Below are 26,261 nucleotides of genomic sequence, written 5' to 3'. Positions count from 1 at the left end.
TTATATGATTTAAATATTTGTCTACTCTTTTTAGGTTTTTCGACTTCCCCCTAGTGTTTGGCCAACAATATCTTTAATTTGTAAATACTCGTTTTTTCTTTTACTAAATTCCAACAACAGCCTGTCTTCGATATTGTACTTAATAGGAGGACATGGCGAAATCCCTTCTTTCCATAATTTCGGGCAGGCACCACCGCAAATGGGTAGTATCCGACAGGTCGTACACGGAACTTCTCCATTTAAAATATCATCATTCCAGGAAGAGAATGACCTTTCCGTATTACTGTAGGATTCGTTATTCAGTTTAGCAATTTTGTATGCTTCAACCTCTTTATATACCTCAACTTGCGAGATTTCTGTACAATTATAGACATTACCGTCTGCATCAAATACTTCGGCATTTTCATGCAAACTGGTACACACAATATTGGTTTTCTTTCCGGGAAGAATTGCAATAGAATGATTTTTTTTCATCAACATCAAATATTCTTCAATCTGAAACTTAGAATAGTCCCTTTGCGACAAGGAACTTAAATACGCATCATTTCCCCAGGAATGTATAGGTGCCGTATAAAATGATATTTTAGTAAGGATTTTTTCTTTATCCAGCAATTCAATTAAATCCAATGCACTTTTGTAGTTGGAGCCGTCAACATTACAGCGTATTCGTATAAAACACGTTAACTGATCAAATTTCGGATCACTGACGATATCTTTCAGATTTTTAAAGATCAGTCCGAATGTTTTTTCATTAAGTTTAGTATGCCTTCTTAAGTCGTGATTTTCTGCAGTACCGTCGAGAGTTATCTCGAAATCTTTTACTTTATAATTTTCAACTAAATCAAAAAAAATATCTTTTTTTAAACTCAGTCCGTTTGTAATCATTTTAGCCGAATAACCGCAATTGTTTTTCGAAGCCAGTTCGATTAACTCCTTAGACAATTTCTTAATATTGAGCAAACCCATCAAAGGCTCAGCGCCAAACCAGCTAATCCCTAATTCTTTATAATTTTTTGCTTTTAGATTCTTGGCAATTCTTTCAACAATTTTTTTGTTTAAGTTCTCATCCAAACCATTTTTGGTATGAACCTGTCCGCAATAGCCACAACCGAGCTGGCAATTGGCAGAGGGCGAGATAACCTGATAGAGTAATGTTTCATTGTGAATAGCCTCTTTGTTATCCTTAATGATAGCATCCAACTCATCAAAATCGTTTGCTACTATTATTTTATTTTTTACTAAATTTTCTATAAGATCATGTTCAATTTCATCTAATACATTCGTCATTAAAATATGATATAAATCAAGCTGTATCAATATCATTGTAGTCGAAACAGTAGAATAAACTAAGACATATTTGTTTGTTATGATAGGCTGGGAAAAAACTAAATAATTTGATAATTTATATTTCATTTTCATTTTCATTTAAATGTTTTTGTACTGAAATTATATTTCATTTATATCTCGTTTTTCCCGGAAGGCTAAATTTGATTGTATTGATTTAATTATAAAAATGGAATCCATAATTATATTTAAATAGTGAGCTGAAAATTATTTGATTTTTTAAGGACTGTTCGTTTATTCTAAAACTGAGGCGGTGCGTGAAAATTATTCTCCTGCAGCCAAAACTAGATCATGAAAAGACAGGAAACAAGCACCGTTAGGCCGGATTTATAAATCTGGAGTCGACATTTATAAATCACTTAATGATTGTTCTGAAAAGTTTTGCTTTTCCGATAATGTTAAAAAAGATGGTTTTATAATCTCAAATTACCATATATTATTGGAAATGGAAAAATGTTTACAGAAATAATAACTTTATTTCTATAAATAATGTTAAATTGATAAATTAAATATTTATTTTTGACATCCGATTCTTATATTAAATTTATGTGTAAATCAGAAATAGGTTATAGTTTTTTTTCTTCTTTTGTAGTAAGAACTCCATCCTATCCTATTAATTTTTATACTAAACTTACTGAAGCATCTATTATTGAGCGTGATACCATAATTGAAACCCTAAAAGACCAGAATATTTGTGAGGCTTTGTTTTTAGCTTCACCTGATTTTTATAATGAAGTGCTAAAATGGATCACATTTGAGGATTACAATAGTAAAAAACATAATAAAATTAAACTTTCGATTTTAAAGTATCTTATTCGTATGTCAACCAGAAGTACACCATTTGGCCTTTTTTCAGGTACAGGTTTCGGAACCTTCGGGCATCAGACAAAAATTAATATTGATCCTGAAAAATCTTTCTATCGGAAAACACGTTTTGATATGCAGTTCCTCGCAAATCTGGGAAATGAACTACAAACCAATTCAGTACTTCAAAATGAATTACTTTTTTATCCCAATACAACCTTATACAAATTAGGCGATTATTACCGGTATGTTCAGTACGATCTGAATCTGGATACTAGAAAATATTCCCTTCAGGCAGTGAAGCGGAGTACCTATTTAGATTTGGTTCTCGATAAATCGGCTTTTGGAATATCAAAACTGGATTTAGTCAAAGTTTTAGAATCAAAAAAAATAAAAGAGCCTGAAGCAGCAGCCTTTATATTTGAATTAATCAGTAATCAAATATTGGTTTCAGAGCTCGAAATCACACTTACCGGTGATGATTTCACGAATAGACTGGTGAATGTACAGGATTTTAAAAAATATCCAAAAAATGCCGCTTTGGCAAAAAAGAATAAAACCATGCTTCGTAAAGAGGATACCGATTTGTGTTTAGATCTTAAAACCTTATCCGGAAAACTGTCTAAAATTGACAAACTGAAAGAATTTCAACAAAACCATTATCAAAATATTTCTGAAACTTTAAGAAATAAAAAAGTTACAGTTAACGAGAAATATTTATTTCAGACCGATTTGTTTTTAAACTCAAATGAATTCCAGTTAGATGAGAAGTACAAAAATGAATTATTGAATGCGATAAAGCTTTTAAACAAAATCTCAGCAAAACCAAAAAAGACATCCCTTGAAAATTTTAAAAAAGCATTTATCAGGCGGTATGAAGATGAAGCGATACCCTTAGTTAAAGCATTAGATTTTGAAACAGGAATACGATACGGCTCAGAGAGTGAAAATTATGATGTATCACCTTTATTGGACAGCATAGATTTAAAAAGAAAATCTAACATCCCAAACATTATTTTAGACGATGTAGAAAAAATAATACATGAAAAAATTAAAAACGCACTGATCAATAATAAAAATAGCTTTGCAATAACTTTTAATGATTTTGCTGACACTGATTTCTCTAATGAAAACCTCCCAATCACATTTTCATGTATTTTTGAAATTGTTCAGGAGAATGAAAAAGAATGGCTTGTCATTCAAAGCATTGGAGGCTCTGGCGCTGCCAATATAATGGCCCGGTTTTGTTACGGTAATTCCGATATCAACGATTTTGCCAATGAAATCACGACATATGAATCAGAAAATTGCGGTGATAAAATTATTGCCGAAATTATTCATTTGCCTGAAGCAAGGACAGGAAATGTACTAAGAAGGCCAACTTTCAGGGAATATGAGATTCCGTATTTAGCGCAATCCAATGTCGCTGCGGCAAATCAAATTAGTATTGAAGATATTATGCTGAAGATGAATTATGGCCGTCTTACTTTATGGAGCAAAAAACATAACAGGGAAATTATTCCAAGGTTAACCAACGCCCATAATTTTTCTAACAAAGCATTACCTATCTACCATTTTTTGTGCGACATGCAATTTGAAAATTGCAAGGCTGATATAGGAATCAATAAAAATAATTTAGAATTGCTGTATGATTTTCTGCCAAGAATAACCACAGGCAGCTGTATCGTGTCAAAAGCAACATGGATATTTACTGAAGAACGAAACCCTCACTTTTTTAACTATCTGAATAAAGAGTATAAAATTGATAATGAAGAGGCAGTGGGTCTTGCGCATAACATGCTTTCTTCTGTAAAACAGAAACCATTGCCTCAATATGTCTCATTACTAGATGGGGATAACACTTTATTAGTAAATATGCAAAATACAACAAGCCTGGAAATGTTATTCGCCACTATTAAAAATCGGAAAAAATTTATTTTAGAAGAATTCCTGTTTCCTTCAGAAAAAGTTATTACAGCTAAAAATGACCATTTTTCAAATCAATTTTTAGTGGGCCTTAAATCTTATAATATGGATTAAAAAATGAGCAAAATAAAAAGAAATTTTATCGTGGGTGAAGAGTGGCTCTACTATAAAATTTATTGTGGTAACCATACTGCCGATAAAATTCTGATTAATGAAATTCAACTGATAGTCAAAAAATTATTGAAGCAGAATCTTATTGATCAGTGGTTTTTTATACGATATAACGATCCGGATGACCACCTGAGAATACGTTTTCATCTCACTAATGTGAATGTTATCAGGGATGTAATTGAATTAATAACATTGCATTTATCTAAATTGCTTCAGAATGATACTATTTATGACATTATTCTTCCGACTTATAAAAGAGAAATAGAACGATATGGAGAAAATACAATACTTGATTCCGAAAAATTATTTTATTATAACAGCAGAAAAATTATTGCCTTAATCAGTAACACCACACCCGAATTTGATGAGATTGCCAGAATTTTCAGTTCATTGCACATGATTAATAATTTATTAAAATATTTTGAAATACCTATGGAAGCACGTCAGGAATTTGTAGAAGATAAATATTTGGGATTTAAACAAGAGCATAATATTCAAAAAGAAAACATAACGAAAATGACCCAATTATATTCAAATTATAAGTCCGAAATTTTACTGTTTCTAACAGAAGGACGTGATCCCGAATATCTGGAGGGCCTTAGTGAAATAATAAAATTTAAAACAGACGAAGTAAAAACAATAAAAAAAATCTTAAACAATGTCCCCAGCGATGACAGGAATTATACTTTAGAATTAATTGCATCATTCGTTCATATGAATATTAATAGAACATTTCGATCTAAGCAGAGGGAGTATGAACTTATATGCTACGATTTTATGAACAAATATTATAAATATATTATATATAAAAAATGAAAAATTATTATCTATTAATTTTCTTTTTTGTTACCGGAATAATTTTCTCCCAACAAAATAATTCTGAAAAAAAAGTATTAAATAAAAATTTAAGTTTCGCAGAGTTAGATGAAAAAATTAATAATTCGAGCTTAAATCCAAACGAAAAAATTGCCTATTCTAATATTTATTATGAAAAGGCTAAAGCGTCGGGTAATATTTTCAGAATTTCAGATGCAATGTATTCCAAAGCAATAATTCATGCAGGAAAGATAAATCAGCTAAAATATGCAGATTCCATCATTTCACTGACTAAAAGAAAACCTGATTCTGTTTATCCGGCAAAAGGATATATGCTTAAAGCGAATTATTTTCTACTGAATATGAATTTAAATCAGGCATTAAAAAATGTGCTGATCGCTGAAAAATTTTCCAAAAGCCAGGGGAATTTTGAACAAACATTATTAATTAAGAGGTATATCGGATTAATAAAAATCGAATTGGGAAGATCCGACGAAGCTTTGCCTTTATTTCTGGAAAATTTAAATTATTTCAAGAAGAAACCAAACAAAACATTAGATGTTATTTTCATAAAGTGGGTATTATCAGATATTTATATCAGACTAAATAAGGTTGATATTGCATTCTCATACCTCAATAATGAATTGAAAACGCTTGACAAATCAAATCGCTACTATCCTTATTATATAATGTATAAAGGATTATGCTTAAATATTAAAGGTGATTTTAACCAAAGTAAGCAGTATTTAGAAAAAGCTATTGGTTTAATCAACCAGACGAATGACCCCTTAAACTTGGCTGTATGTTATTTTTACCAGGGAGAAAATATTTTTAAAAAAGATAAAAATATTGACAGTGCGATTGTTTATTATGAAAAGGTCGATTCGATCCTGGTTAAAACGAAACAATATTCCTGCGATATAAGAGACAATTATATCCGTATGATAGAAATTAGTAAAATTCAAAATAATGAAAAAAAGGAACTTTATTACCTAAACAGATTGATCGAAGTTGATAATTATTTCAAATTCAACAATATAATTCTAACAAAAAGTATTAATAAAAGCTACGACACACCCAATTTGTTAACTGAAAAAGAAAATTTAATTTCACAAATCAGGAATGAAAACTATTTCTTTAGCATTTTATCCTTTTTATTGTTAATTGGAATCGTACTAGCGATTTATTATGCCATAAAAATAAAAAACAGAAAGATCTTTTTTGAACAGCGTTTTAATGAACTAATGGAAGCGCCGCTTTTAGATAACTCAAGCAGTGAAGCAGTTATAGCAATAAAATCACAGGAAGAAGAAAATGAAATCGATTTACCTCTTGAAATAGTAAATCAGATAATGAAAAAGTTAGTGGAGTTTGAAAATAAACACGGATACCTCACGCCAAATTTAAAACAAACGGATCTCGCTAAGGAATTTGGAAGCAATAGCAGTTATTTATCTAAAATTATTAATTTTTATAAAGGCAAAAATTTCAGTCAGTATATAAATGATATGCGGATTATTTATGCAATAACTAAAATAAAAAGCGATAAAAAATTTAGAATGTATACGATTAAAGCTATTTCTGAGGAAGTTGGCTTTAGTAATTCGGAATCATTTGCTAAGGCATTTTACAATAATACGGGTTTACAACCGTCTTATTTTATAAAAAAAATAGAAGAAAACGAAAGTCAAACGGTATAAATCACTTATAATCAATAATTTAAAAAAAGAAATTTGTCTATATTTATAAATATGGAGTAACTGTAATATTTTTGAATAAACTCATATTATACATTTACCAAAGTATTAACCAAAATATAAACAAGATGAAAAAAAGATTAAAAAGTGAAGGAAAAGGAATTTCTTTAGAAAAATTCAAAGTTGCAGAAATTAAAAATAAAAATGTTATTGTAGGTGGTGCCATAGATCCGCCAATTACTACAACTACCGTAAGGGGGAATGCTATACTTTAAAATTAACCTTAAAAAAAACAATGTTACACTAAATGATAGAAAAAATAGCACTCCTGCATCTGATGTTTTTATTAAGTTTCTCATTTCCTGTTTTTTCCCAGGATTTAACTGTAAGTGAGAAGCTAAATGAAGACAGCCGTTCAAATACTAAAATTATGGATAATTTTCAATATTTAGAAAATTTACAAAATGATACAGTCCAAAAATGGTTCAAAGATCATAATAACAGAGCAAGATATGTGCTTGACAATATTTCAGGAAGAAATGAATTGGTTGAAAAATTCATTGAATTTGAAAAAAGAAAATCATTTAGTGTAGCATTATTAACGATTTCAGAAAACAATTCTTTTTATTATTTAAAAAGATCCCTTACAGACAAATCAGACAAGCTTTACTTAAAAGAAACAGGAAAAGAAGAAGTTTTACTTTTCGATGCCGCAGACTATAAAAAAGAAACAGGAAATATTTATACCATTTCTTATCTTAAACCATCCTGGAATGCGACCAAAATTGCACTAAGTTTTACTAAAAATGGGGAAGAAATTGCAGAAATAGCCTTTCTTGACCTTAAAACAAAAAAATTATTACCAACAATTATTTCAAATTGCTGGCCCTCTGAAATAGGTGGAATTAATTGGCTACCGGACGACAGCGGAATAATCTACGTAAACATACCCGATATTGACACAAAATCCTCTAATTATCTTTTAGACACAGAAGCTGTTCTTTATAAAATTGGAGATGACGCGTCCGGACATAGGGTTCTTTTTTCAAAAAAAAACAATCCTGAGCTACAAATCGTAAGATCTGACTTTCCGATTATTAAAAAAATAGATTTGAAAGATAAATATATCTTAGCTTCCCTGAGCGGGGCAGCAATATACCTGGATTATTATTATGCCGATATCAATGATTTAAAAAAACCAAAAATAGAATGGAAAGCATTATACAAGAAAAGTGATCGTTTATTAAATCCTTTATTGATAAATGATGACCTATATTGCATTTCCGCAAATAACGCTTCGAATTTTAAAATTATTAGTACTAAAATCTCTACTATTAATTTTAATGCTCCTGAAGTAATCGTAAAAGAAAATACTAAAGAAATTATAGATGATTTCGTTGTAAATAGCGACGGCCTATTTTATTCGACTAAAAAAAATGGAGTTGAAGCCAAATTATATTTGGTAAAAAACGGTAAAATAAAAAATATTGATCTGCCTGTAAAAGCAGGGAATATATACCTTACTTCAACTGATAAATATAGTACTGGCTTACGCATAACGACAAGCGGATGGCTGGAATCAAACAGAATTTTTAACTACAAATCTTCTGAAAACAAGCTCATTGAATACAAAACAGCTCCAGTGGTGTCCTACCCGGAATTTGATGATTTTACTGTCGCCGAAATTGAAATTCCTTCCTATGACGGGGTTTTGGTTCCTGTCAGTATAATCTACAAAAAGAAATTAAAACGGGATAAGAAAAACTATGTCATGCTGGATGGTTATGGTGTTTACGGAATTTCCAAAAGTCCCCGATTTCAGCCAACATTACTAACCTGGGTCCTCAATGGCGGTATATACGTCATATCACATGTAAGAGGCGGAGGGGAAAAAGGAGACGAATGGCATGAAAGCGGAATGAAAAAAAATAAACCAAATACCTGGAAAGATTTTATTGCTACCGCCGAATATCTTATCAAAAGTGACATAACTACAAAAGACAGAATAGCTGTCTTAAGTGGAAGCGCCGGAGGAATTCTCGTGGGCAGGGCCGTAACCGAACGCCCGGATTTATTTAAAGTGATGATTTGTTATGATGGCTTTCTTAATCCGCTTAGAATTGCCAAAGCGCCTAATGGCCCAAACAGCATGAAAGAGCTCGGAGATCCTCTCATTAAGGCCGAACTGGATATGCTGGCCGAAATAGATTCTTTTCATCATCTTCAGGAAGGTATAAATTATCCTGCGTGCCTTATCTCTGTAGGGATGAATGATGCCAGGGTAGCTCCCTGGATGTCCGCCAAATTTGTAGCGAAACTGGAAAGTATTAAATCTTCTAAAAACGAAATCCTTTTTGCCGTAAACTATGATGCCGGCCACGGAATAAACAGCTCCAATTTACAGCTATACAATAATTATGCAGATGAATTTGCCTATGCTCTTTGGCAAATGGGACATCCAAAATTTAAATTTTCAAAAGAAAACTACAACGTTCGGCAATAAAAATTAGTACTGTCTTTAATGAATACCGGACTTGCTATTGCGTATTCGTTTTACTGGTCCAGCCAATTCTTAAATTCTGAAACTTTATTTTTACTGATAAGAACATCTGTCTTCAGATCAGGCTTTATAATTAGTTTCAACTGATTTTTTCCATAAAGCAATATGGTCGTAATAGCCCTGATATTCACTACAAACTGTCTGTTGGCCCTGTAAAAAGCAGATGGATCCAGCCATTTCATGATCTCGTCCAGACTGTTATTACTGTTGAATTGACGATTGTCAAAGGTATAGATATAAGTAATTCCGGTATCCAGCACAATGTAGGCAATATCATCGGTATCCAGTTTTATGAGCTCATCTTTATGATAGGTAAGAATTCTCTTTTTTGTGATTTCCGGCTCTTTTGCGGTATCATTAACTAACGTATCGGGCACATTTTGCAATTTCTGCTGATTAGCGTTCAACTGTAAATTTAATACCTTAAGTTCATTGACTTTGTCATTCAGCTCTTTCTTTTCAAGATCTGAAACTGCTTCGTACTTTCGGTATATGAGCCGTATCATTGTGTAGCAGCAACCACTGATAAATAGTGTACTTAAAAGTAAACTTAGCACAAATTGCAGGTACAAATCAGATAATTGTTCTTCCAGGACAGCTAAATTGGCGTGCGAAGCTACCATCCAGTCAGTTCCCGAGACAGGATTTATATTTACGATTTCCGAATTTCTTTTTGGATTGTTAGGAAATAGGCGCATCCCTCCCGTTTTTTTTCCCTGCTCCAAAACAGCGCTCAACGTTTTTATTTTTTTATCCGATAGTCCGCTTACCTGAGAATTATTCTCCTGAATTTTTTGCCCGACAAATGCCGGATTAGGATGGCAAAGCTCAATTCCTTTCCGGTCGTACATACAAATAAAATCACTTTTTATATCGGTATTTTCAATGCTTATCTGCAGATTACGGATCACCTGGCTTTTAGACAATCCGCTGTGAAGCTGCTGTTCTAAAAGACGCGAAATTTCCCGGGCTTCCCGCTCTCCGGATTCCAATTTACTATTCCATAACTTTTCTTTGGCTGAAGAATAAAGATAACCGGAAGATATCAAACTAATAATCAGAACAACAATACTAATGCCTGCAAGTGTCAAAGTGTAGAGCCGCGCTTTTTTCATGTGTTTTTATAATCCTTAAATGGAACTAATTTAGAAATCTACATCGGGGCTAAAGTAAGCAATTTATTTAGCTTTAAAAATTCGGCTTAAAAGTCAAAAAAATCCCTTTCAGCTAATTAAAGCAGCTACAGCAGCGGAATTACGTCTAATTTTGATCTGCTAATGTATTACATCTAAAAATAAAACGAATGAAAAAGGGAATTAAAATAGCCGCAATTATGTTGTTAGCATTTATTGCTGTACAGTTCTGGAGACCTGCAGAAATTGAATATAGTACTCCAACAAAAAACTTAACGGATGTTCCCGAAGAGGTAAATACCATTTTAAGGAATTCGTGTTTTGACTGTCATTCTAATACCACAAATCTTAGCTGGTTTGACAAAATAACTCCGGCTAATTTTATAGTTAGTTCGCATATTAATGATGCCAGAAAGGTCCTGAATTTTTCTGATTGGGATAATTTAAATAAACAAAAGCAAAATTCGCTACTTTTTTATGCTTTCAACAAAATACTATCGGGCGAAATGCCGCTTAAAAGTTACACTGCTTTACATCCCTCTGCCCGGTTAGATGATCGTTCGATAGCCATATTAAAAAATTATGTCAGCTCAAAAGCAGTAAGAAAAATAAAACCGGAAATCTCGCCTCTTACCAGTGCTGCAGATCAGGACAACATAATACTCCATAAAACAATAACCGATTATACCAAAGTAAAACCGGCGCTGAATAAAATTTCATACATACCGGATTTCAGAAACTGGAAAGCCGTTAGTACTTCGGATCGTTTTGACAACGGGAGCATGCGCATTATTTTTGGAAACAGCGTCGCGGTAAAAGCTATTGAAGAAAATCAAACGAATCCCTGGCCGGATGGTGCCATTTTTGCAAAAACAGCCTGGAAACAAAAAACAGAAAAAGACGGAACAGTGTCTGCCGGAGCCTTTATTCAGGTGGAATTCATGATAAAAGATTCAAAAAAATATCAGTCTACAAAAGGATGGGGATGGGCAAGATGGAAAGGAAATGACCTGAAACCATACGGAGATAATGCCAACTTTGATCAGGAATGTATCGCCTGCCATAATCCTGTTAAGAATAATGATTACGTTTTTACCACTCCCTTGCGTCTCAAAAAATTTAATAGTTACAATAAAAGTAAATAAATATGAAACCACTTCACTTCATCATCATCGCAGCTGTCCTTGTATTGTCAGGTTGTAACAGAAATACTAAAAATAATAGTAATGAAAAAGCATCTGTCTCAGCATTGGATGGACTGCCTGAAAATCCTCTTCTATTGGCCCCTATTACATTTTCTATTGATCCGGATAAGGCATCGATGTCGACTTTATATGGCAATAAAATAGCCTTTGATCATGCTTCTGTAGCCGTAAATGGTGTTTATCCCAAAGGAGCCGTATTATATGAAGTTATCTGGAGGCAAAAAGCAGATTCGTTATGGTACGGGGCTAATATCCCTGATCAAATTACACAGGTAGAAAGGCTGATTTTCAAAGGAGATTCTCTTCCACAATATGAATTGTACATGGGGCATCCCTTAAAAAAAGTAACTTCCGGAGCTAAAAACAAAAGAATACGATTTATCCGTTCTCAGCAGATGGCTTTGACACCTTAATCTTTTACGATATAACATTTCGCATCACTTCAGGAAAGAATTACAACTATAATTCTGAAACATCTGGTCTGATAAAATTTAAAGATTCTAAAAAACCAATCACCCGGTCTTTTATTTCCTGATCAGCTGCCGTATCAAAGATTTCGTACTTATTTTGGTTTTGCTTATGTAGTTCTAATACATTAAATATTTTTACCACATGTGCTGTTGGCAATAGGGAAGCTATTGTTTCGCTTGAAGATTTTATTCCTGTTTTTTCTGCAGGAACATCTAAATTTAAAATTAGATTATTGGTGTGCAATACTATTTTTCCTGTCATATCCGGTAAATCATGCATTAAAGCATCAATATCTTCGCGGGGAATAAACAGGATTATAATATCCGATTTCGCCGCTTCGTTTACACTTACCAATTTTGCATTGCTGCCGATTCTTTGAACGACCTCTTTAAAACAACTGTTGTTGCGAATATGGCTTATCAGTACTTCATGTCCCGATCTGGCCGCTTTGTCGGCATAATCCAACGTAATGCTGCATACTCCAATGATACCTACTTTCATCTGATACATTTATTTGTTTGTCCTTATTCTTTTTTTTGGAGGAGACCGATACTATCGTATAATGCTATTGATTCACACCAGGCATTATGTCTTTGGAAAATTCCCTATAAAACAGTCTTTTCTTTTAAACAAACTGTTCTATAGGGATGATTTATACCAACCTCAATACAAAATAGTACTGACTGCCTTAGTCATTAATTTTTTCCTTTTCTTCCTTATGCTCCAGAATAGTGTCACCAATAGCAAAGGATAATGAAAACCGCAATACATTATTCAATGCGGTATTCTGCTTAGAAGCGGAGCTCAGATAGGAAAAGTCAAATTTAACCTTCTTATATTGAAATCCGGTTCCAAGGGTAAAGTACTTACGATTGCCTTTTTCACTGCTTTCATGAAAATACCCTGTTCGTAATGCAAAAGATTTTTGGTATAAATATTCAAGTCCAAGTGCCCAGGTTACTTCCTTTACTTCTTCGCTAAAACCTCCCGGTGCATCGGTAAACGAGTTAAATGCTCCCTTTACAAAGCCTGCTTTTTGATATACTGCATTGGTCTGGTTATCCTGTGGAGACGGGACCAACAGTTTATTAAACTCTACAGAAGTGGCTAACGTATGATCCTGACTAAAAATAAAATCAAAACCTCCTCCTAATTTCAAATTGGCCGGTAAAAAACTTTCAGATGCGGTATCCCCGTTGTATTTCAGCTTAGGTCCAAGATTTGAAATATTAAATCCACCTCGCCAAATCCCGTTGAATCTCTTGAAAGCCATTTCTGGTGTCTGGTAAAATCCTGCAATATCAACGGCAAATGAACCCGAAGCACGCGCATCAGGATTGGCTTCCTGAATTTGTAAATTCGAATGGATGTATCTACCCGTCACGGACATTGCAAATTTTTCACTTAATTTTAGGGAGTAAGATCCATCAAAAGCCAATTCATTTGGTTTCATAATCTGGCCCTGCTCCTCTTCATTTTGTTTGAATACGGTTTCCCCTAATCCAAAATACCTCAGACTGAAGGCATACGAACTTCTTTCGTTGATCTTATTGAAAAAATTTAAATTCAGCAGCCCTGTATCATGTGATAAAGAGGACAGATACGGCGTGTAGCTCAGTCCAACACCAAATTTATTTTCGGAAAAAGGATATTTTGCCGCATTCCATTGTTGCGAATAAACATCTGCTGATGTTGCAACTCCCATATCTCCGATACCGGATGCTCTGGCATCTGCCGAGACTTGTAAAAAAGGAACTCCCGTAGTAATTGCCTTATTTTGTCCTTGTGCAACTAAATTTCCAACTCCAAGTAGTAGTGAAAATAAAAGAAATATTTTTTTCATGTGTATCTGTTAATTATTTTTTGACTGAAATCGGAATACGCCCTGCGATACAAAATCTGTTGCATGGAATAAAGAAGAATTTCTATAAAACATTACATCTTGTATCGCTGCGCATTTCATTATTTCATTTCATTATTTACTTCCCCTATCTTTTTATAAATTTGAAAACTGAAGATGTTCCCTCTTTTCCGCTCACATGCAGAAAATAGGCTCCTGTTGGTAAAGTGCTCAAATCTAACTGGCTGTACGTTTTAAGCTGCACATCTTCAATGTTAAACTGGCGCACAGTTGAACCGTTCAGAGCTACTACATCAATAGTTACATCTCCGGCCCAACGGTTTGTCCATTTGATATTTACTATGTTTACGACAGGATTAGGGAATATATTAAGCTCCATAACTTCAGACTGGTTCACAATTACCGTTACACGCTGTTCTGCAGTTGCCCCGTAAATATCTGTAGCTGTTAAAAGCAGTTCTGTTTCTCCGTTTGAAATACTTTCAACTGTAAAACCATTTCCTGATGTGGCTATTGATGCAATTGCCGGATCTGCCACAGTCGCCATAAAGGTCAGTTGATCTCCGTCGGGATCTTTGAAATAAGTATCAAAATTATAGGCTTCCTGTACGGATAATTTGTTAAACACAATTGATTGTGCACCAAGCGCTAGAGGAGCACGATTATTTACTACGGTAACTTTTATTTGCTGTACAGTGCTTAATCCGAAAATATCTGTCGCTGTCAGCGTTAATAGGGTTTCACCCGCAGCATGTGTTTCAATGACATATTGACCAAGTTCCTGTCCTATTGTAACTGACACAATATTTTCATTTGCTACTGTAGCATTGAAAGTCATTTTATCGGCATCCGGTTCTGAGAAATAAGCCGCAAACTGACGTACATCAAAATAGTTCAGTTTAGAATAAACCAATTCTTCAGACGAAATCACTACCGGTGCCCTGTTGGTTTTCAAAACCTTCACTTCGAACGCCATTTCTGCAGCTGCTCCAAGCTCATCAATAGCAGTATAATTCAAGGTATAAGTTCCGGCAGTTTCATAACCCGGAGCAAGTTTTATTGCAAGTTCGCCACCAGTCACTTCAAATGTTGCCCATGTAGGTGCGTTTGGAGATGTAACTGTAATTTTATGATTTTCTGTATCGGTCAGGCCAATGTTTACGATTACTTCAGAAGCCTCATTAACCACTGTAACTTCCTCAGGTACATTAGAGAAAACAGGCGCTTCATTAATATGTAAGTTAACCGGAATCTGACCCACTGTATTTACAGGATCGTTGGTTCTTACTTTTAAAACAGCATGCTGGTCTCCACGTACTCCATTAGCAGCAGTAAAATCCAATTGCACCTCTTTTTTCCCACCCGGAGCACAGCACCGTCTGGAAGGCCATTAATTGAAACCCAGGCATTAGAAGTGTATTTTTCCTCACCTGCCCTAACCATCCATCCATGACCAGGGTATAAATCAGCATCCTGCAAATCATACCATTTACCTTCACCATCCACCAAAGTGTATCTTCCGGGTGTGTCTGTAATTCCTTCGACCGCACCTTGTACAAAAGGCAATTCATAAGGATACGTTATGACAACGTAAAAGTCTTCGTTCGGATAAATTCCTTTTGGCTCTTTAATAGGCAATGTTACCCATGCCCCGTTTTTATCTCCTTCATATACATAATCCACATAACCCTGATCAATTATAGTCGCTTCGGCAACAGAAGAACCACCTGCACGTATTTCGTAAGCAATTGTTCCTGCTGGTTTATCTATTGCAAACATGAAAGTCTGGAAATGTGATAAAGTAAAGCCGTCCTTCCCGGCATTAAATCGTGTTGCCGCTGTGAAAGGCTCTCCACCGTCATAACCAAAATGAGTATCTGCAGCCATCTTATCCTCGTGAGCCAAAACTCTGTTAAAGGCAGGATCAGCGTATACTGCAGTTCCTCCTTTAGGCGCAGGAGAAGATCGTACGATAGAAGAAACTTTGGCGGTTTTTGCCTTTTTTGCCATTGTTTCAGGACGTGAAGTGATACCAGCTGCGGCTTTTCTTAAGTAGTCAATACTCAATTCATATTTTAAAGTCCCTTCACCATTGCTATTACTAAAAGTCGCAAATTGTGTATCGGTGTCCGTTAAATAATTAACAACACTATTAACTTCATTCGTTTGTACTGCTAAAGCCGGAGGTAAGATCACTTCCGCTTTTATTGGAAGCCTCATTTTTGCTACTGTTGCATTGCTTTCAATAACAATATGATCAATTACAGAACCAGCTGCCGTCGGGGCATATGTAATTCTGAATTTAGAGTTTTCTCCCGGCAGTATTGCCGGGTAATTGCCTGCAAGGTCATTTATATTGGCCCAGCTCCAGTACCCTCCCCCAAACCAGTCTTCAAAAAAGGCATAGGTCTCAAGGGTATATTCCGCAGCACCACTTTCTATAGCGATAGCAGTTATCGAAAGGTTTTCAGCACCTGAATTTTGAATTAAAAACTCACGCGCGTAGCTCGCAGCAGGATTAACCATTATTTCACCGTAATTTATTTCTTCAGGATTTGAAGTAATAACTGGTGCCCCTGTTACCGTTAATTTAATTGGTTTTTCAAGCCATTCTTTACCAGGAACATTGGTACGCAATTTTAAGTTAGATGAATATTCGCCGGCATAGATATTACGTGCATCAATATCAATCTGAGCATTTAAAGTAGTGCCTGCCGGGATAACATGTTTTTGCGCCGGATTAATGACATAAGCCAATCCTTTTCCGTGATTAACATTTGCACGATTAGACATAACAACAAAATCGGAATGATCGCCATTCTGAAGTCCGATTGCAGTTAAATTAGTGGTCAGATCTGAAGTTCCATTCACTTTATATTGAAACTTCATCGTCCCGTTTTTATAAAAGATAACTTCTGCCGAAGTCGGATCTCCCAAGCCTCCAAAGAAATTTGAAAAATATTCCCATGAGATAATCATCTTTTCAGCATCACTATAATAGAAAACGCCTACTTCATCTGCCGGATATGTTGTCGTATCAAAGGCACCAAATGTCCAATAAGGAGCAATAAGGGTTTTAAACAAATCCGTTGGGATCATATCATTCATTGCGGCACTGTCTTCCGGTGTATCAAAAGTCAATAATCCCGTAGTACCAACATTTATATCCGTATACTCTTTACCATAAAAATTAAAAGACCACGGTAATGATATTTTATTCCAATACTGATCGACATCAAAAATATCTTCCGGTAATGGCAGGTGAGTTCCTGTTTTACGGATATCAATCCAGTGATAATTTGTTCCGTCATTAAAAGTTTCATAACTATAGGTAAAATTTGGAATAGCTTCTGCAGGACTTATCGGCACAGAGGCAGTCAGCCAGCTCGTTCCTGTAGCCACTACTTCAAGATCGGCAATCCCTGTATTCTCTATTTTTAATGGAAACTTAGCCGTTTGTCCATATTGTAAAGTCGTCGTGATCGGATCTAAATCTGTAACAGTAATACCAGGAGGATCTAATACTTTTCCTGAAAGTGTGATCGTATAACTACCCCCTTTATTATCTGTAATTCGCAATACATCACTTAAATCAGCCACTAGATTTGTCGGCATAATTACCTCATACACTTTACTAAATCCAGGTGCGATAGTTGCAGTTGTTTCGCCGGTAACCTGAAATTTAGCATTGTCTAAAGCAAATCCTGTTAAGGTTACTGGTGCAGTACCGTTATTTTTAATATCAAATTTTCGTGCAGCAACGGCTCCCTGAAAGACATCTCCAAAATTAATCGCTGTATGAGAGACAGCAAGCTCGGCTTTACCGCCGCTTGTGATGTTAATTTGAATCAAAGGATTAACCTGAGTATTTAACGGATCTGTAGAAACAACATTTAAATATCGGTTGATGGTCCCTTCATGCAAAGCAGCTGTTTCCATAACAACATCCATCTTAGCAGATTCCCCCGGTAACAAAATACCTCCGGCATTACTGACAGAAGCAATCATATCCGGTCCCGGATAATCAAATCCTAAAGCCAGTCCTGAGTAAATTTTGGTTGTTTTATTATAATTATTTACCAAGATCCCATCTGTCTGCGCATAATCTTCGATCAAAATGTTCAGATAAGCCAAATCCTGGTCGGAAAAAGTAATATTGTCATAATAGAAACGAATGTTACCATCTGCAAATAATACCATTTGTGCCGTTAAAGTTCCGGAGGATCCATCGGTAAGATTGGTATATTGCACGATCACTTTATCCGGTTCGACTTTGTAATAAACAGTACCTCCGGCAGCCAATTCAACAAAAGTTCCTAGAGGGGAAATATATCCTTTTGGAGAATAGGGCGCGCCATCTAAATCCGGAGCATTAATAGGCCTTACGGTATCATCAAAAGTTGTAAAACCTCTGTAACTCACATACAGTTTTTTCATTTTTTCAGCATAGTAAGGAAAATCAAATCCCATTTCAACAGGAAAATACCTGTCAGCCTCTGCTTTAAAATAATTGGTGATATCTGTTCCGGAACCTGAAATGTCCTGATATTCGTAAGCTAATGGAGCACTTTCAGAAGCGTAATTTGTACGGTATTTATATCCGTATTTATGATAACCGCCTTCCCACGTATCACTTGTTCCGGATTGGTCATATTTTGGAATAAAATATTTCAATGCCGCCTGGCCTTCGTTTTTAACGGTAACCGAAGCAGTAACCTGATTTCCCAATGCAACATTATCAATCAATTGCGTCATTGGCTCCACCACTATTTTGGCAGGTTCAGCACTTACGCCGAATAAAATAACTCTTAATGTTTTCTGGCTGCTGGCAGAAGTCAGCGTTACAAAATCATTATCGTTTCCTGTAGCATTTGGTGTATATTTAACTTTCAGGAGCACTTCACTATCCGCAGTAATCTGATTCGGAGCTGAACTGGTAAGCTGGAAATTTGGATTAGAAATATTTACTGCAATATCATTGAAATTACCCAATCCTGTATTTTTAACTACAAATTCCATTTCTTTGGAAGTCCCTTTAAAAACACTGGAAAAGTCCAGTTTTTCAACAGATTTAAGAACCGCCTGCTGACCTGTTACATTAACAGTAACCGGAAGCTTCAGCGCTCTGTTCTTTCCATCATTAGATTTTAAAATAGCATTGGCATGATAAGTACCGTTAATCAGTTTTGATGCATCAGCTGAAAGAGTTGCTTTTTGTGTTGTATTTCCGTTTAATTCTCCGTTAGCAGGATCCAACGACAGATATTCGCCTAAATATTTGTTTTGGCTTCTTGCAATACTGAACCATGCAAAATCATTGGTATCCAGTGCAACGCCTAATGGTCCCCAGGTTTGCCCTGAGTCAAAAGAAATAAAACAATTATCTGATCCTTCCGGTGCATTCTCGTAACCAATAGCTAAAGGGTAAAGATTTCCTGCCGGAATATGCATCACAACCCAAAAAGTATCTCCTTGCTGAAAATACAATTGTTCCTTTAACGTAACATATGCATAACCCTGAGCGGCACTTCCAGGCATATATTCCTGTGCATAAATCAGATTTTCTTTCTTAAGCTGAGTTCCTTTATAAACCTCAAAAACTACAGGACCTAATGCAGGATCTACCTGAAGGTAACTTACGATTTGTGTCAGATTGAAACCATCCGTTTCGCTGACCACGTATTTTGTGGCAGCTGAATTTGGAATATTCACATCGGTATCTCCAATAAGATCTGTAGGGTAATCACAAAAACTTTTTTCTTGCGGAGTAAATTCAGAAGCTTTAGCAGTTGCAGTTTTAGAAGCTGCTGCAATCTGAGATTTTCTTCTGCCTACCTTACCTGCAGCCGCAACTTTTGTTGTTTTTGCAGAAGGATAATGTATGTTTTTTGCAGAAAAGGAAAGAGAAGCATCTTTATGACGAGCTGCAAACTCCCATCTCAAAACACCTTCTCCGTTGTTTAAAACAGTCATTTCATGTGATCCCTTAAAGGATGTGCTGGCATCCACATTAATTACAATGTCTTTACTATTATCATCTACAGCAATTTTTGGTCCTTCGTTAGTAGTCCCCTGAGCAATATTTGATAATTCAGATAAATTATTCCATCTGTCGCCCGAAATGACGGTAAAATAATAGGATGTAAGTCCCAAAAGTCCGTTAACCGAATGAGTAATAATTTCCCCCGGCAAAGCTGTATTTTTAATAATATCATATTGTGCCGATGCAATATTGTTCTTTGTTATAGGCGAAGTACTGTAGTAAATACGAAAATCAACAGGTTTTGTATCATCTGTATCAGTTGGAACGGTCCATGATAAATTAGCAAATTCCTGTGCGATTCCTTTTAAAGCTAAATCAGTAATAGCATTTGGAGCAACACCTGCATTGTTTTGAATGGCCAAAAATGCATCTATATGTCCGGAACCTAATTTACCGGCATAATCCGGATTGTGCGAATCAATATCAACAACACCTGTGACAAGTTTGGTTCTTAATACTTCTGGCGTTAATTGGCTTTTTCTATTGGCTAAAGCCAATGCTGCAATACCCGAAACGTGTGGGCAGGCCATAGACGTTCCCTGATAAAAACCGTACTGATTTTTAGGCAATGTACTTAAAACGCCATTTTTTGAACCCAAATCCGTTTCCCCTCCCGGTGCTGCAATATCAACCCAGGTACCATAATTAGAATAACTGGCTCTTTCCCAGTTTGGTCCGATAGAACTTACACATAAAGTATTTTCATAATGTCCCGGATACCAATCAGCATCTGAGTTACTATTTCCGGCTGCAAATATTACAATTCCGCCTTTCATTGGGCTGTTTGGAAAATCTCCCGCCTCAGCGATAAAATAGTCTATAGCCTCTTTGATTGATTCATCAAAATTTCCCGGACTGGTATATCCCCAACTGTTTTGAGAAATTACAGAACCATTATTTGCTGCATAAATATAACTTTCCTCAAAGCTTCCGCCTGCTAATGTCTGCACTGACATTATTTTAGTACCATCATTATTACCACTGCCTCCGGCAACACCACAAACACCTATGCCATTATTGTTTACAGCTGATATTGTACCCGCTACGTGAGTTCCGTGCGGTTGCGCTTCAATAGCTCCGGTATTTTTGTCAAAATTCCATCCATGAATATCATCCGTGTAACCATTTCCGTCATCATCAACACCGGAAACCCCATTAAGCTCCGCTAAATTGGTCCAGATATTAGCTTTTAAATCCGGGTGCTCTATATCTACTCCCTGATCGTGTATTGAAACTATAATATTTGGATTACCCTTTACGACATCCCACGCTTTAAATAAATTAATGTCAGAACCATTCGGATATCCCGTTTGTCCTGTATTATTATAATGCCATTGATCCGGCAAACTTGGATCATTAAAATAAGAAGCTGCTCCTGAAGTTTTCTTAGGAATACCTTTAACTGGTGTAAAATTATAATCCGAAAGCACTTTTTGCTTCTCTGTTTCAGCAGTCTCAATTTCAGCAATTCCTTTATACTTCTGAACTGCTTCTTTAACGCTCTGGTTCGCGTCAATATCTACAACATACCATAAATCAAGTTTATGCTTTCGCAATTTTGCTTCTAATATCGGATTAGGATTTTCAGGAAACAGCCTATGCATGTTTCGGGCTCCAACTTTAGCAGAGACCTTGTCAAAAGCCTGAATTCCTGTTGTCAGTTTTTTCCCCGTAGTCACATTCATCTTCTTTAAAGTTTGTGACAATTGCCCTGAAAATTTAATCTTTACAGAACCTTGTTTGACACCTTCTTTAAAGGTCGCTTGCTGACCAAAAGAAAAAACAGACCAAAGCGAAAAAATAAAAAACCATAATAATCGATTTCCCTTTTTGTAATAATTTGTCATTAAAGTTGTTTTTTGGTTAGTTAATAATTCAATGTATTGGCAATAGCTCCTATTTAAATTCAAATACTACTCTTAAATTTTTATAAATAGTCAGCTATTTAAACAAAACATTAAATGTTTCGCAACAAGAATATGGAAAAATCAAACAGTTAGACTTTAAAGAATAGTTACATCTTATATATAGAGAATAAACCACCATTACATTTGTGTAACAATAAAACGTAAGAGACTGTAAACAAAAACTTTACAGGATTAAAAACTTTCACTTATATAGAATTAAAACAGGACTTCAGCCTATTTAAAATCAGTTTATTTGCGCAAAGCTTTTTTACGCATTGGTATAGCGGAATAGAAATTTTAGAATTGGAAGTAGTAGTAAAATCATCATTTTTATAAGGTCCTATTATTTTTAATGGGTATTCTCCCGTTAAATAATAAGGAACAAATAATCTGCTGTATATTTTAAAACCTTACAGGTGATGATGTTGTTATTTTAAAAAAAAGTTTTTACAAATCCCATAAATGATAATGCTAAAACTCGAAAATAATTCATAGTTTAGCCAATAAAACTAAATTAAATTGAAGTATTCACAGATATATATAGGGATATTACTGTTTTGTTGTGAAGTACTGTTTTCACAAAATATTGATCGTCTTAAACTTCAATATCAGAAAAGTACCGAACCCGATAAAAAGGTGGATCTGCTGCTTCAAATGGGACATATAGTCGAAAAAAAAGACCTGGATTCTGCCTTGTTCTATTATAAAAAGGCTTTACCCTTTGAAAAAAAAATTACAGACACCCTTTTAGGGAGGGTGTATTCCAATATTGGAAATGCTAATCTTTTAAAAGGAAACATTGATATTTGCCTCGAATACCAGCTAAAAGCACTGAAAATTTATGAACAATACCCTCCTCAAAAAGACATCCTAAAAGTCTATAACAGCATTGCCTTAGTCTATTTTTATCAGACAGATTTTGAAAAAGCCCTTGTAAAATTCAAGCAGGTCGAAGACTTACTGGATAAAAAAATCATAAAGAATCCAGTCAAAGAGCACCAGATCAAAGGAAAAGTACTCAATAATATTGGGATTATTTATGATAATAAAAACCAGACAGATATTGCCCTTGAATATTTTATGCAGGCCTCGACGCACAGCAAAAAGGCAAAGGATAATGAAAATCTGTCCTCTTTATATTCCAATATGGGAATAATTTATCTCAAAGGAAAACGCTATGACCTCGCTGAAGCCATTTTTATAGAAGCACTTAATATCCGAAAAAAAGAGGCCGATATATTTGGGCTATGTAAATCCAATTACCATTTAGGAAGGCTTTATAAGGAAAAAAAACAATTCGATAAAGCACAAGAGTATTTGCTTAAAAGTCTTACGCTATGTAAACAAGCGAATTCATCGTCTTCAAGAGCATCTGTGTTAGATGAACTCAGTCTTGTAATGGCCGGAAAAGGAGATTACGAAAATGCCTACAAGTACCATCTAGCCTATAAGTCCTTAAGTGACAGCCTCTTTAATAAAGAAAATCAAAAAAAAATTACGCGCGCCGAAATGCAGTATAAATTTGATAAAGAAACCCAAACTGCAAAAATAGCGCAAAGCCAAAAAGAACTTGTGTATTCTATTATCGCTATTGTTTTAATTCTGGGAATCATTATCGCTATCATTATGTATCGGCTTCAGGAAACCAAAGCCAAAATTCAGCAGTTGGCAAAAGAAAGTGCAGAATTGAGTAACAAGGAACTTTCATTACGGGAAAGCACTTTAAAAAGAGAATTAGAATTTAAGAATAAAGAGCTTACAACAAACATCATGTACCTCCTAAAAAAGAACGAGTTCAATACTGAAATTTCAAATCGTTTAATGGAGTTGAAAAAGCAAATGAAGAAAAATGATCAGGAAGTTATTCAAAAGATAATAATAGACATTAAAAACGCCCAGGATGACGATATCTGGAAAGAATTTGAAGTTCGATTTAGTCAGGTTTATAACGAATTTTATGAACGATTAAACACTAAATATCCGGACTTGACACTCAATGAGAAAAGGATTTGTGCTTTTTTAAGGTTAAACATGACCACAAAAGAAATCTGCGCACTGACACGTCAATCCTATAACAGTCTGAATGTGGCAAGGGCAAGGTTGAGAAAGAAACTCAATATCCAAAATGAAGATATTAACTTGGTAACTTTTTTAGAAAACATATAGATTTTATTATATCAAACAAAAAGAATGGCTACTTAATAGCACAGTTATTTATCAATTTAATTTGTAATTTAGTTTAAAAGAAATTCAATCCTCAATCCTTTTAATTTCAAAAAATATGCGTTCCACTCTCCTCTTATTAGTACTCTTAGTTTTTAGTTCCTGCAAAAACGAACCCAAATCAGATACCCTTTCCAACTATTTCACCTATAAGCAGGAGGGCGCTGTAGAATCAGCCGGTGTAAAAATGATTCCAATTAAAACACCTGTTGGAGAATTCAAAGTCTGGACAAAACGTTTCGGTAGTAATCCAAAAATAAAAGTATTATTATTACACGGAGGACCAGCAATGACCCATGAATACATGGAATGTTTTGAGACATTTTTTCAGCGTGAAGGTTTCGAATTTTACGAGTACGATCAATTGGGATCCTATTACAGTGATCAGCCAAAGGACAGCAGCTTATGGACCACCGAAAGATTTGTGGAAGAAGTAGAGCAGGTTCGAAAAGCTATTGGAGCAGATAAAAATAATTTTTATGTATTGGGAAATTCGTGGGGAGGTATTCTGGCGATGGAGTATGCCCTGAAATACCAAAAAAATCTAAAAGGACTATTAGTTTCCAATATGGTAGCCAGTGCTCCGGAATATGGCAAATATGCTGATGAAGTATTAGCCAAACAAATGAAACCGGAGATATTAGCGGAAATCAGGGCTTTGGAAGCTAAAAAAGACTTTAACAATCCACGTTATATGGAACTTTTAATTCCTAATTTCTACAAAGAACACCTGTGCAGATTAAAAGAATGGCCAGACGGATTAAACCGCGCCAGTAAACACGTTAATGGTGAAATCTATACATTGATGCAGGGGCCAAGCGAATTTGGCATAAGCGGTCGATTAGCCAAATGGGACATTGAGAATCGCCTGCACGAAATTACGATTCCCACGCTCATGATTGGCGCTAAATATGATACGATGGATCCTAAAGCAATGGAAGAGCAAAGTAAGCTAGTTCAGAATGGACGTTATTTATACTGTCCAAACGGAAGTCACTTGGCCATGTGGGACGATCAAAAAGTTTTTATGAGCGGAGTTATCCAGTTTATCAATGATGTCAACGATAATAAGTTGTAAAATCTGAAAAAAAAATAATGAGACAGTTACAATACTTTTGTAGCTGTTTTTTTTATTACATACTTACGGTTACTTATATTTTAAGAATATTTTTATTATCCCTTTGCAAATCGTTAATTACTACACCCGGAATAGCTAAAAAAATCTAATTCTAATTTAGCAAAATCAATTCTTAGTACAGCATCAGCTATTTCATTTGGGCGTTTCCCTTTGGGCCGGGCTCTTCGCTAAATCTTTTGCGGGATTGCTTTAGTTCGGCTTCTCCACAGGTTTGGGATTCCCGCAAAAGGATACCGCTGCGACCCCTAACGCACTGAGGTATCGATACAAAATCCCAATTAAGATCGCCATGGGGACAAGCCCCAAATTCCAAAACTTCCCGCACAGCCTTTGCGCACCTAGAAATCTAACCATATTTCAAAAAATCTTTGCGGCCCTTGCGGCTAAATTCATCCAACAAAATAATTTCTTAATACATTATCAGCTATTACATCTGGGCGTTTCCCTTCGGGCCGGGCTCTTCGCTAAATCTTTTGCGGGAGTGGTTTGGTTGTTACTTCAGGACTTTGGGGGTTCCCGCAAAAGGATACCGCTGCGATCCCTAACGCACTGAGGTATAAATACAAAATTCCAATCCCGATAGCTATCGGAAAAAGATCCAAATTCCAATACTCCCTGCACAGCCTTGCGTACCTTGCAATCTAACCGTATTTCAAAAAACCTTTTCGGCCCTTGCGATTAAATCCAAGCATCAATATAAATACAAAATTCCAATCCTAATAGCCATCGGGGCAAGCCCCAAATTCCAATACTTCCCGAACAGCTTTGCGTACCTTGCGATCTAACCGTATTCCAAAGAACTCTTTTGCGTACCTTGCGGTTAAAAACAGCGGTAAAACAAAAAATCCCCATCAAATAAATGATGAGGATTTTTAAAAGAAAGGCGACGACATACTCTCCCACATAACTGCAGTACCATCTGCGCAGGCGGGCTTAACTACTCTGTTCGGGATGGGAAGAGG

15 protein-coding genes and 1 rRNA gene are annotated in these 26,261 nt (G+C 35.2%); 9 read left to right on the top strand and 7 right to left on the bottom strand.

The genetic code is table 11. The features are described 5' to 3' along the window. Positions 1-30 precede the first annotated feature (30 nt). Positions 31-1,413 carry a radical SAM/SPASM domain-containing protein gene (locus D0817_RS19595; RefSeq protein WP_161568449.1) on the bottom strand — a complete coding sequence of 461 codons (1,383 nt, stop codon included), beginning with the start codon at positions 1,411-1,413 and terminating at the stop codon, positions 31-33. A gap of 477 nt (positions 1,414-1,890) precedes the next feature. Between D0817_RS19595 and D0817_RS19590 the strand changes: the two genes are divergently transcribed. The 5 genes from D0817_RS19590 (at position 1,891) to D0817_RS19575 (ending at position 9,261) form a co-directional block, all read left to right on the top strand. Continuing rightward, complete coding sequence (locus D0817_RS19590; protein WP_127340055.1) at positions 1,891-4,188, top strand: lantibiotic dehydratase family protein; 2,298 nt, start codon at positions 1,891-1,893, stop codon at positions 4,186-4,188. Positions 4,189-4,191: 3 nt separating this feature from the next. Continuing rightward, positions 4,192-5,061, top strand: a complete 870-nt coding sequence (locus tag D0817_RS19585; protein ID WP_127340054.1) for a thiopeptide-type bacteriocin biosynthesis protein — start codon at positions 4,192-4,194, stop codon at positions 5,059-5,061. Then, on the top strand, positions 5,058-6,761 hold the full coding sequence (locus D0817_RS19580; RefSeq protein ID WP_127340053.1) for a helix-turn-helix domain-containing protein: 1,704 nt from the start codon (positions 5,058-5,060) through the stop codon (positions 6,759-6,761). Before D0817_RS19585 ends, D0817_RS19580 begins: the two co-directional genes overlap by 4 nt. Before the next feature lie 125 nt (positions 6,762-6,886). After that, entirely contained in the window at positions 6,887-7,033 is a 147-nt protein-coding gene (locus D0817_RS25720; RefSeq protein ID WP_161568448.1) for a hypothetical protein, read from the top strand. A gap of 32 nt (positions 7,034-7,065) precedes the next feature. Beyond that, positions 7,066-9,261 carry a prolyl oligopeptidase family serine peptidase gene (locus D0817_RS19575; protein ID WP_127340052.1) on the top strand — a complete coding sequence of 732 codons (2,196 nt, stop codon included), beginning with the start codon at positions 7,066-7,068 and terminating at the stop codon, positions 9,259-9,261. Positions 9,262-9,311: 50 nt separating this feature from the next. Here D0817_RS19575 and D0817_RS19570 read toward each other — a convergent pair whose 3' ends face one another. Beyond that, positions 9,312-10,433: a LytR/AlgR family response regulator transcription factor gene (locus tag D0817_RS19570; protein ID WP_127340051.1), complete on the bottom strand. Its 1,122-nt coding sequence runs from the start codon at positions 10,431-10,433 to the stop codon at positions 9,312-9,314. Between the two features lie 188 nt (positions 10,434-10,621). Here D0817_RS19570 and D0817_RS19565 point away from each other — a divergent pair, with 188 nt between their 5' ends. Together D0817_RS19565 and D0817_RS19560 are read left to right on the top strand one after the other, a co-directional pair. Next, positions 10,622-11,596 carry a heme-binding domain-containing protein gene (locus D0817_RS19565; protein ID WP_127340050.1) on the top strand — a complete coding sequence of 325 codons (975 nt, stop codon included), beginning with the start codon at positions 10,622-10,624 and terminating at the stop codon, positions 11,594-11,596. 2 nt (positions 11,597-11,598) lie between these two features. Next, positions 11,599-12,069, top strand: a complete 471-nt coding sequence (locus tag D0817_RS19560; RefSeq protein WP_127340049.1) for a hypothetical protein — start codon at positions 11,599-11,601, stop codon at positions 12,067-12,069. Between the two features lie 46 nt (positions 12,070-12,115). Here D0817_RS19560 and D0817_RS19555 read toward each other — a convergent pair whose 3' ends face one another. The 4 genes from D0817_RS19555 to D0817_RS19540 form a co-directional block, all read right to left on the bottom strand. Beyond that, positions 12,116-12,628: an NAD(P)-binding domain-containing protein gene (locus D0817_RS19555; protein WP_161568447.1), complete on the bottom strand. Its 513-nt coding sequence runs from the start codon at positions 12,626-12,628 to the stop codon at positions 12,116-12,118. 187 nt (positions 12,629-12,815) lie between these two features. Beyond that, on the bottom strand, positions 12,816-13,970 hold the full coding sequence (porV, locus tag D0817_RS19550; protein WP_127340047.1) for a type IX secretion system outer membrane channel protein PorV: 1,155 nt from the start codon (positions 13,968-13,970) through the stop codon (positions 12,816-12,818). A gap of 145 nt (positions 13,971-14,115) precedes the next feature. After that, positions 14,116-15,330, bottom strand: coding sequence for a T9SS type A sorting domain-containing protein (locus D0817_RS19545; RefSeq protein WP_127340046.1), 1,215 nt, complete (start codon positions 15,328-15,330; stop codon positions 14,116-14,118). Continuing rightward, on the bottom strand, positions 15,279-21,878 hold the full coding sequence (locus tag D0817_RS19540; RefSeq protein WP_127340045.1) for a S8 family serine peptidase: 6,600 nt from the start codon (positions 21,876-21,878) through the stop codon (positions 15,279-15,281). Before D0817_RS19540 ends, D0817_RS19545 begins: the two co-directional genes overlap by 52 nt. A 579-nt stretch (positions 21,879-22,457) precedes the next feature. Between D0817_RS19540 and D0817_RS19535 the strand changes: the two genes are divergently transcribed. Then, complete coding sequence (locus tag D0817_RS19535; RefSeq protein ID WP_127340044.1) at positions 22,458-24,104, top strand: tetratricopeptide repeat protein; 1,647 nt, start codon at positions 22,458-22,460, stop codon at positions 24,102-24,104. Between the two features lie 115 nt (positions 24,105-24,219). Then, the gene (locus tag D0817_RS19530; RefSeq protein ID WP_127340043.1) at positions 24,220-25,239 is read left to right on the top strand and encodes a proline-specific peptidase family protein; all 1,020 of its coding nucleotides are present in this window, start codon (positions 24,220-24,222) and stop codon (positions 25,237-25,239) included. Between the two features lie 938 nt (positions 25,240-26,177). Here the strand turns inward: D0817_RS19530 and rrf are convergent. After that, a 5S ribosomal RNA gene (gene rrf, locus D0817_RS19525) occupies positions 26,178-26,261 on the bottom strand; the annotation flags it as partial.

The sequence above is a fragment of the Flavobacterium cupreum genome, assembly GCF_003996965.1.
GTDB classification, from domain to species: Bacteria; Bacteroidota; Bacteroidia; order Flavobacteriales; family Flavobacteriaceae; genus Flavobacterium; species Flavobacterium cupreum.
The sequence above is the reverse complement of the archived record's forward strand: the minus strand, read 5'-3'. Positions and strand labels throughout refer to the sequence as shown.

Coding starts and splice junctions, on each gene's coding strand:
- D0817_RS19595 (WP_161568449.1), bottom strand. CDS start 1,413: ATGAAATATAAATTATCAAATTATTTAGTTTTTTCCCAGCCTATCATA.
- D0817_RS19590 (WP_127340055.1), top strand. CDS start 1,891: ATGTGTAAATCAGAAATAGGTTATAGTTTTTTTTCTTCTTTTGTAGTA.
- D0817_RS19585 (WP_127340054.1), top strand. CDS start 4,192: ATGAGCAAAATAAAAAGAAATTTTATCGTGGGTGAAGAGTGGCTCTAC.
- D0817_RS19580 (WP_127340053.1), top strand. CDS start 5,058: ATGAAAAATTATTATCTATTAATTTTCTTTTTTGTTACCGGAATAATT.
- D0817_RS25720 (WP_161568448.1), top strand. CDS start 6,887: ATGAAAAAAAGATTAAAAAGTGAAGGAAAAGGAATTTCTTTAGAAAAA.
- D0817_RS19575 (WP_127340052.1), top strand. CDS start 7,066: ATGATAGAAAAAATAGCACTCCTGCATCTGATGTTTTTATTAAGTTTC.
- D0817_RS19570 (WP_127340051.1), bottom strand. CDS start 10,433: ATGAAAAAAGCGCGGCTCTACACTTTGACACTTGCAGGCATTAGTATT.
- D0817_RS19565 (WP_127340050.1), top strand. CDS start 10,622: ATGAAAAAGGGAATTAAAATAGCCGCAATTATGTTGTTAGCATTTATT.
- D0817_RS19560 (WP_127340049.1), top strand. CDS start 11,599: ATGAAACCACTTCACTTCATCATCATCGCAGCTGTCCTTGTATTGTCA.
- D0817_RS19555 (WP_161568447.1), bottom strand. CDS start 12,628: ATGAAAGTAGGTATCATTGGAGTATGCAGCATTACGTTGGATTATGCC.
- porV (WP_127340047.1), bottom strand. CDS start 13,970: ATGAAAAAAATATTTCTTTTATTTTCACTACTACTTGGAGTTGGAAAT.
- D0817_RS19540 (WP_127340045.1), bottom strand. CDS start 21,878: ATGACAAATTATTACAAAAAGGGAAATCGATTATTATGGTTTTTTATT.
- D0817_RS19530 (WP_127340043.1), top strand. CDS start 24,220: ATGCGTTCCACTCTCCTCTTATTAGTACTCTTAGTTTTTAGTTCCTGC.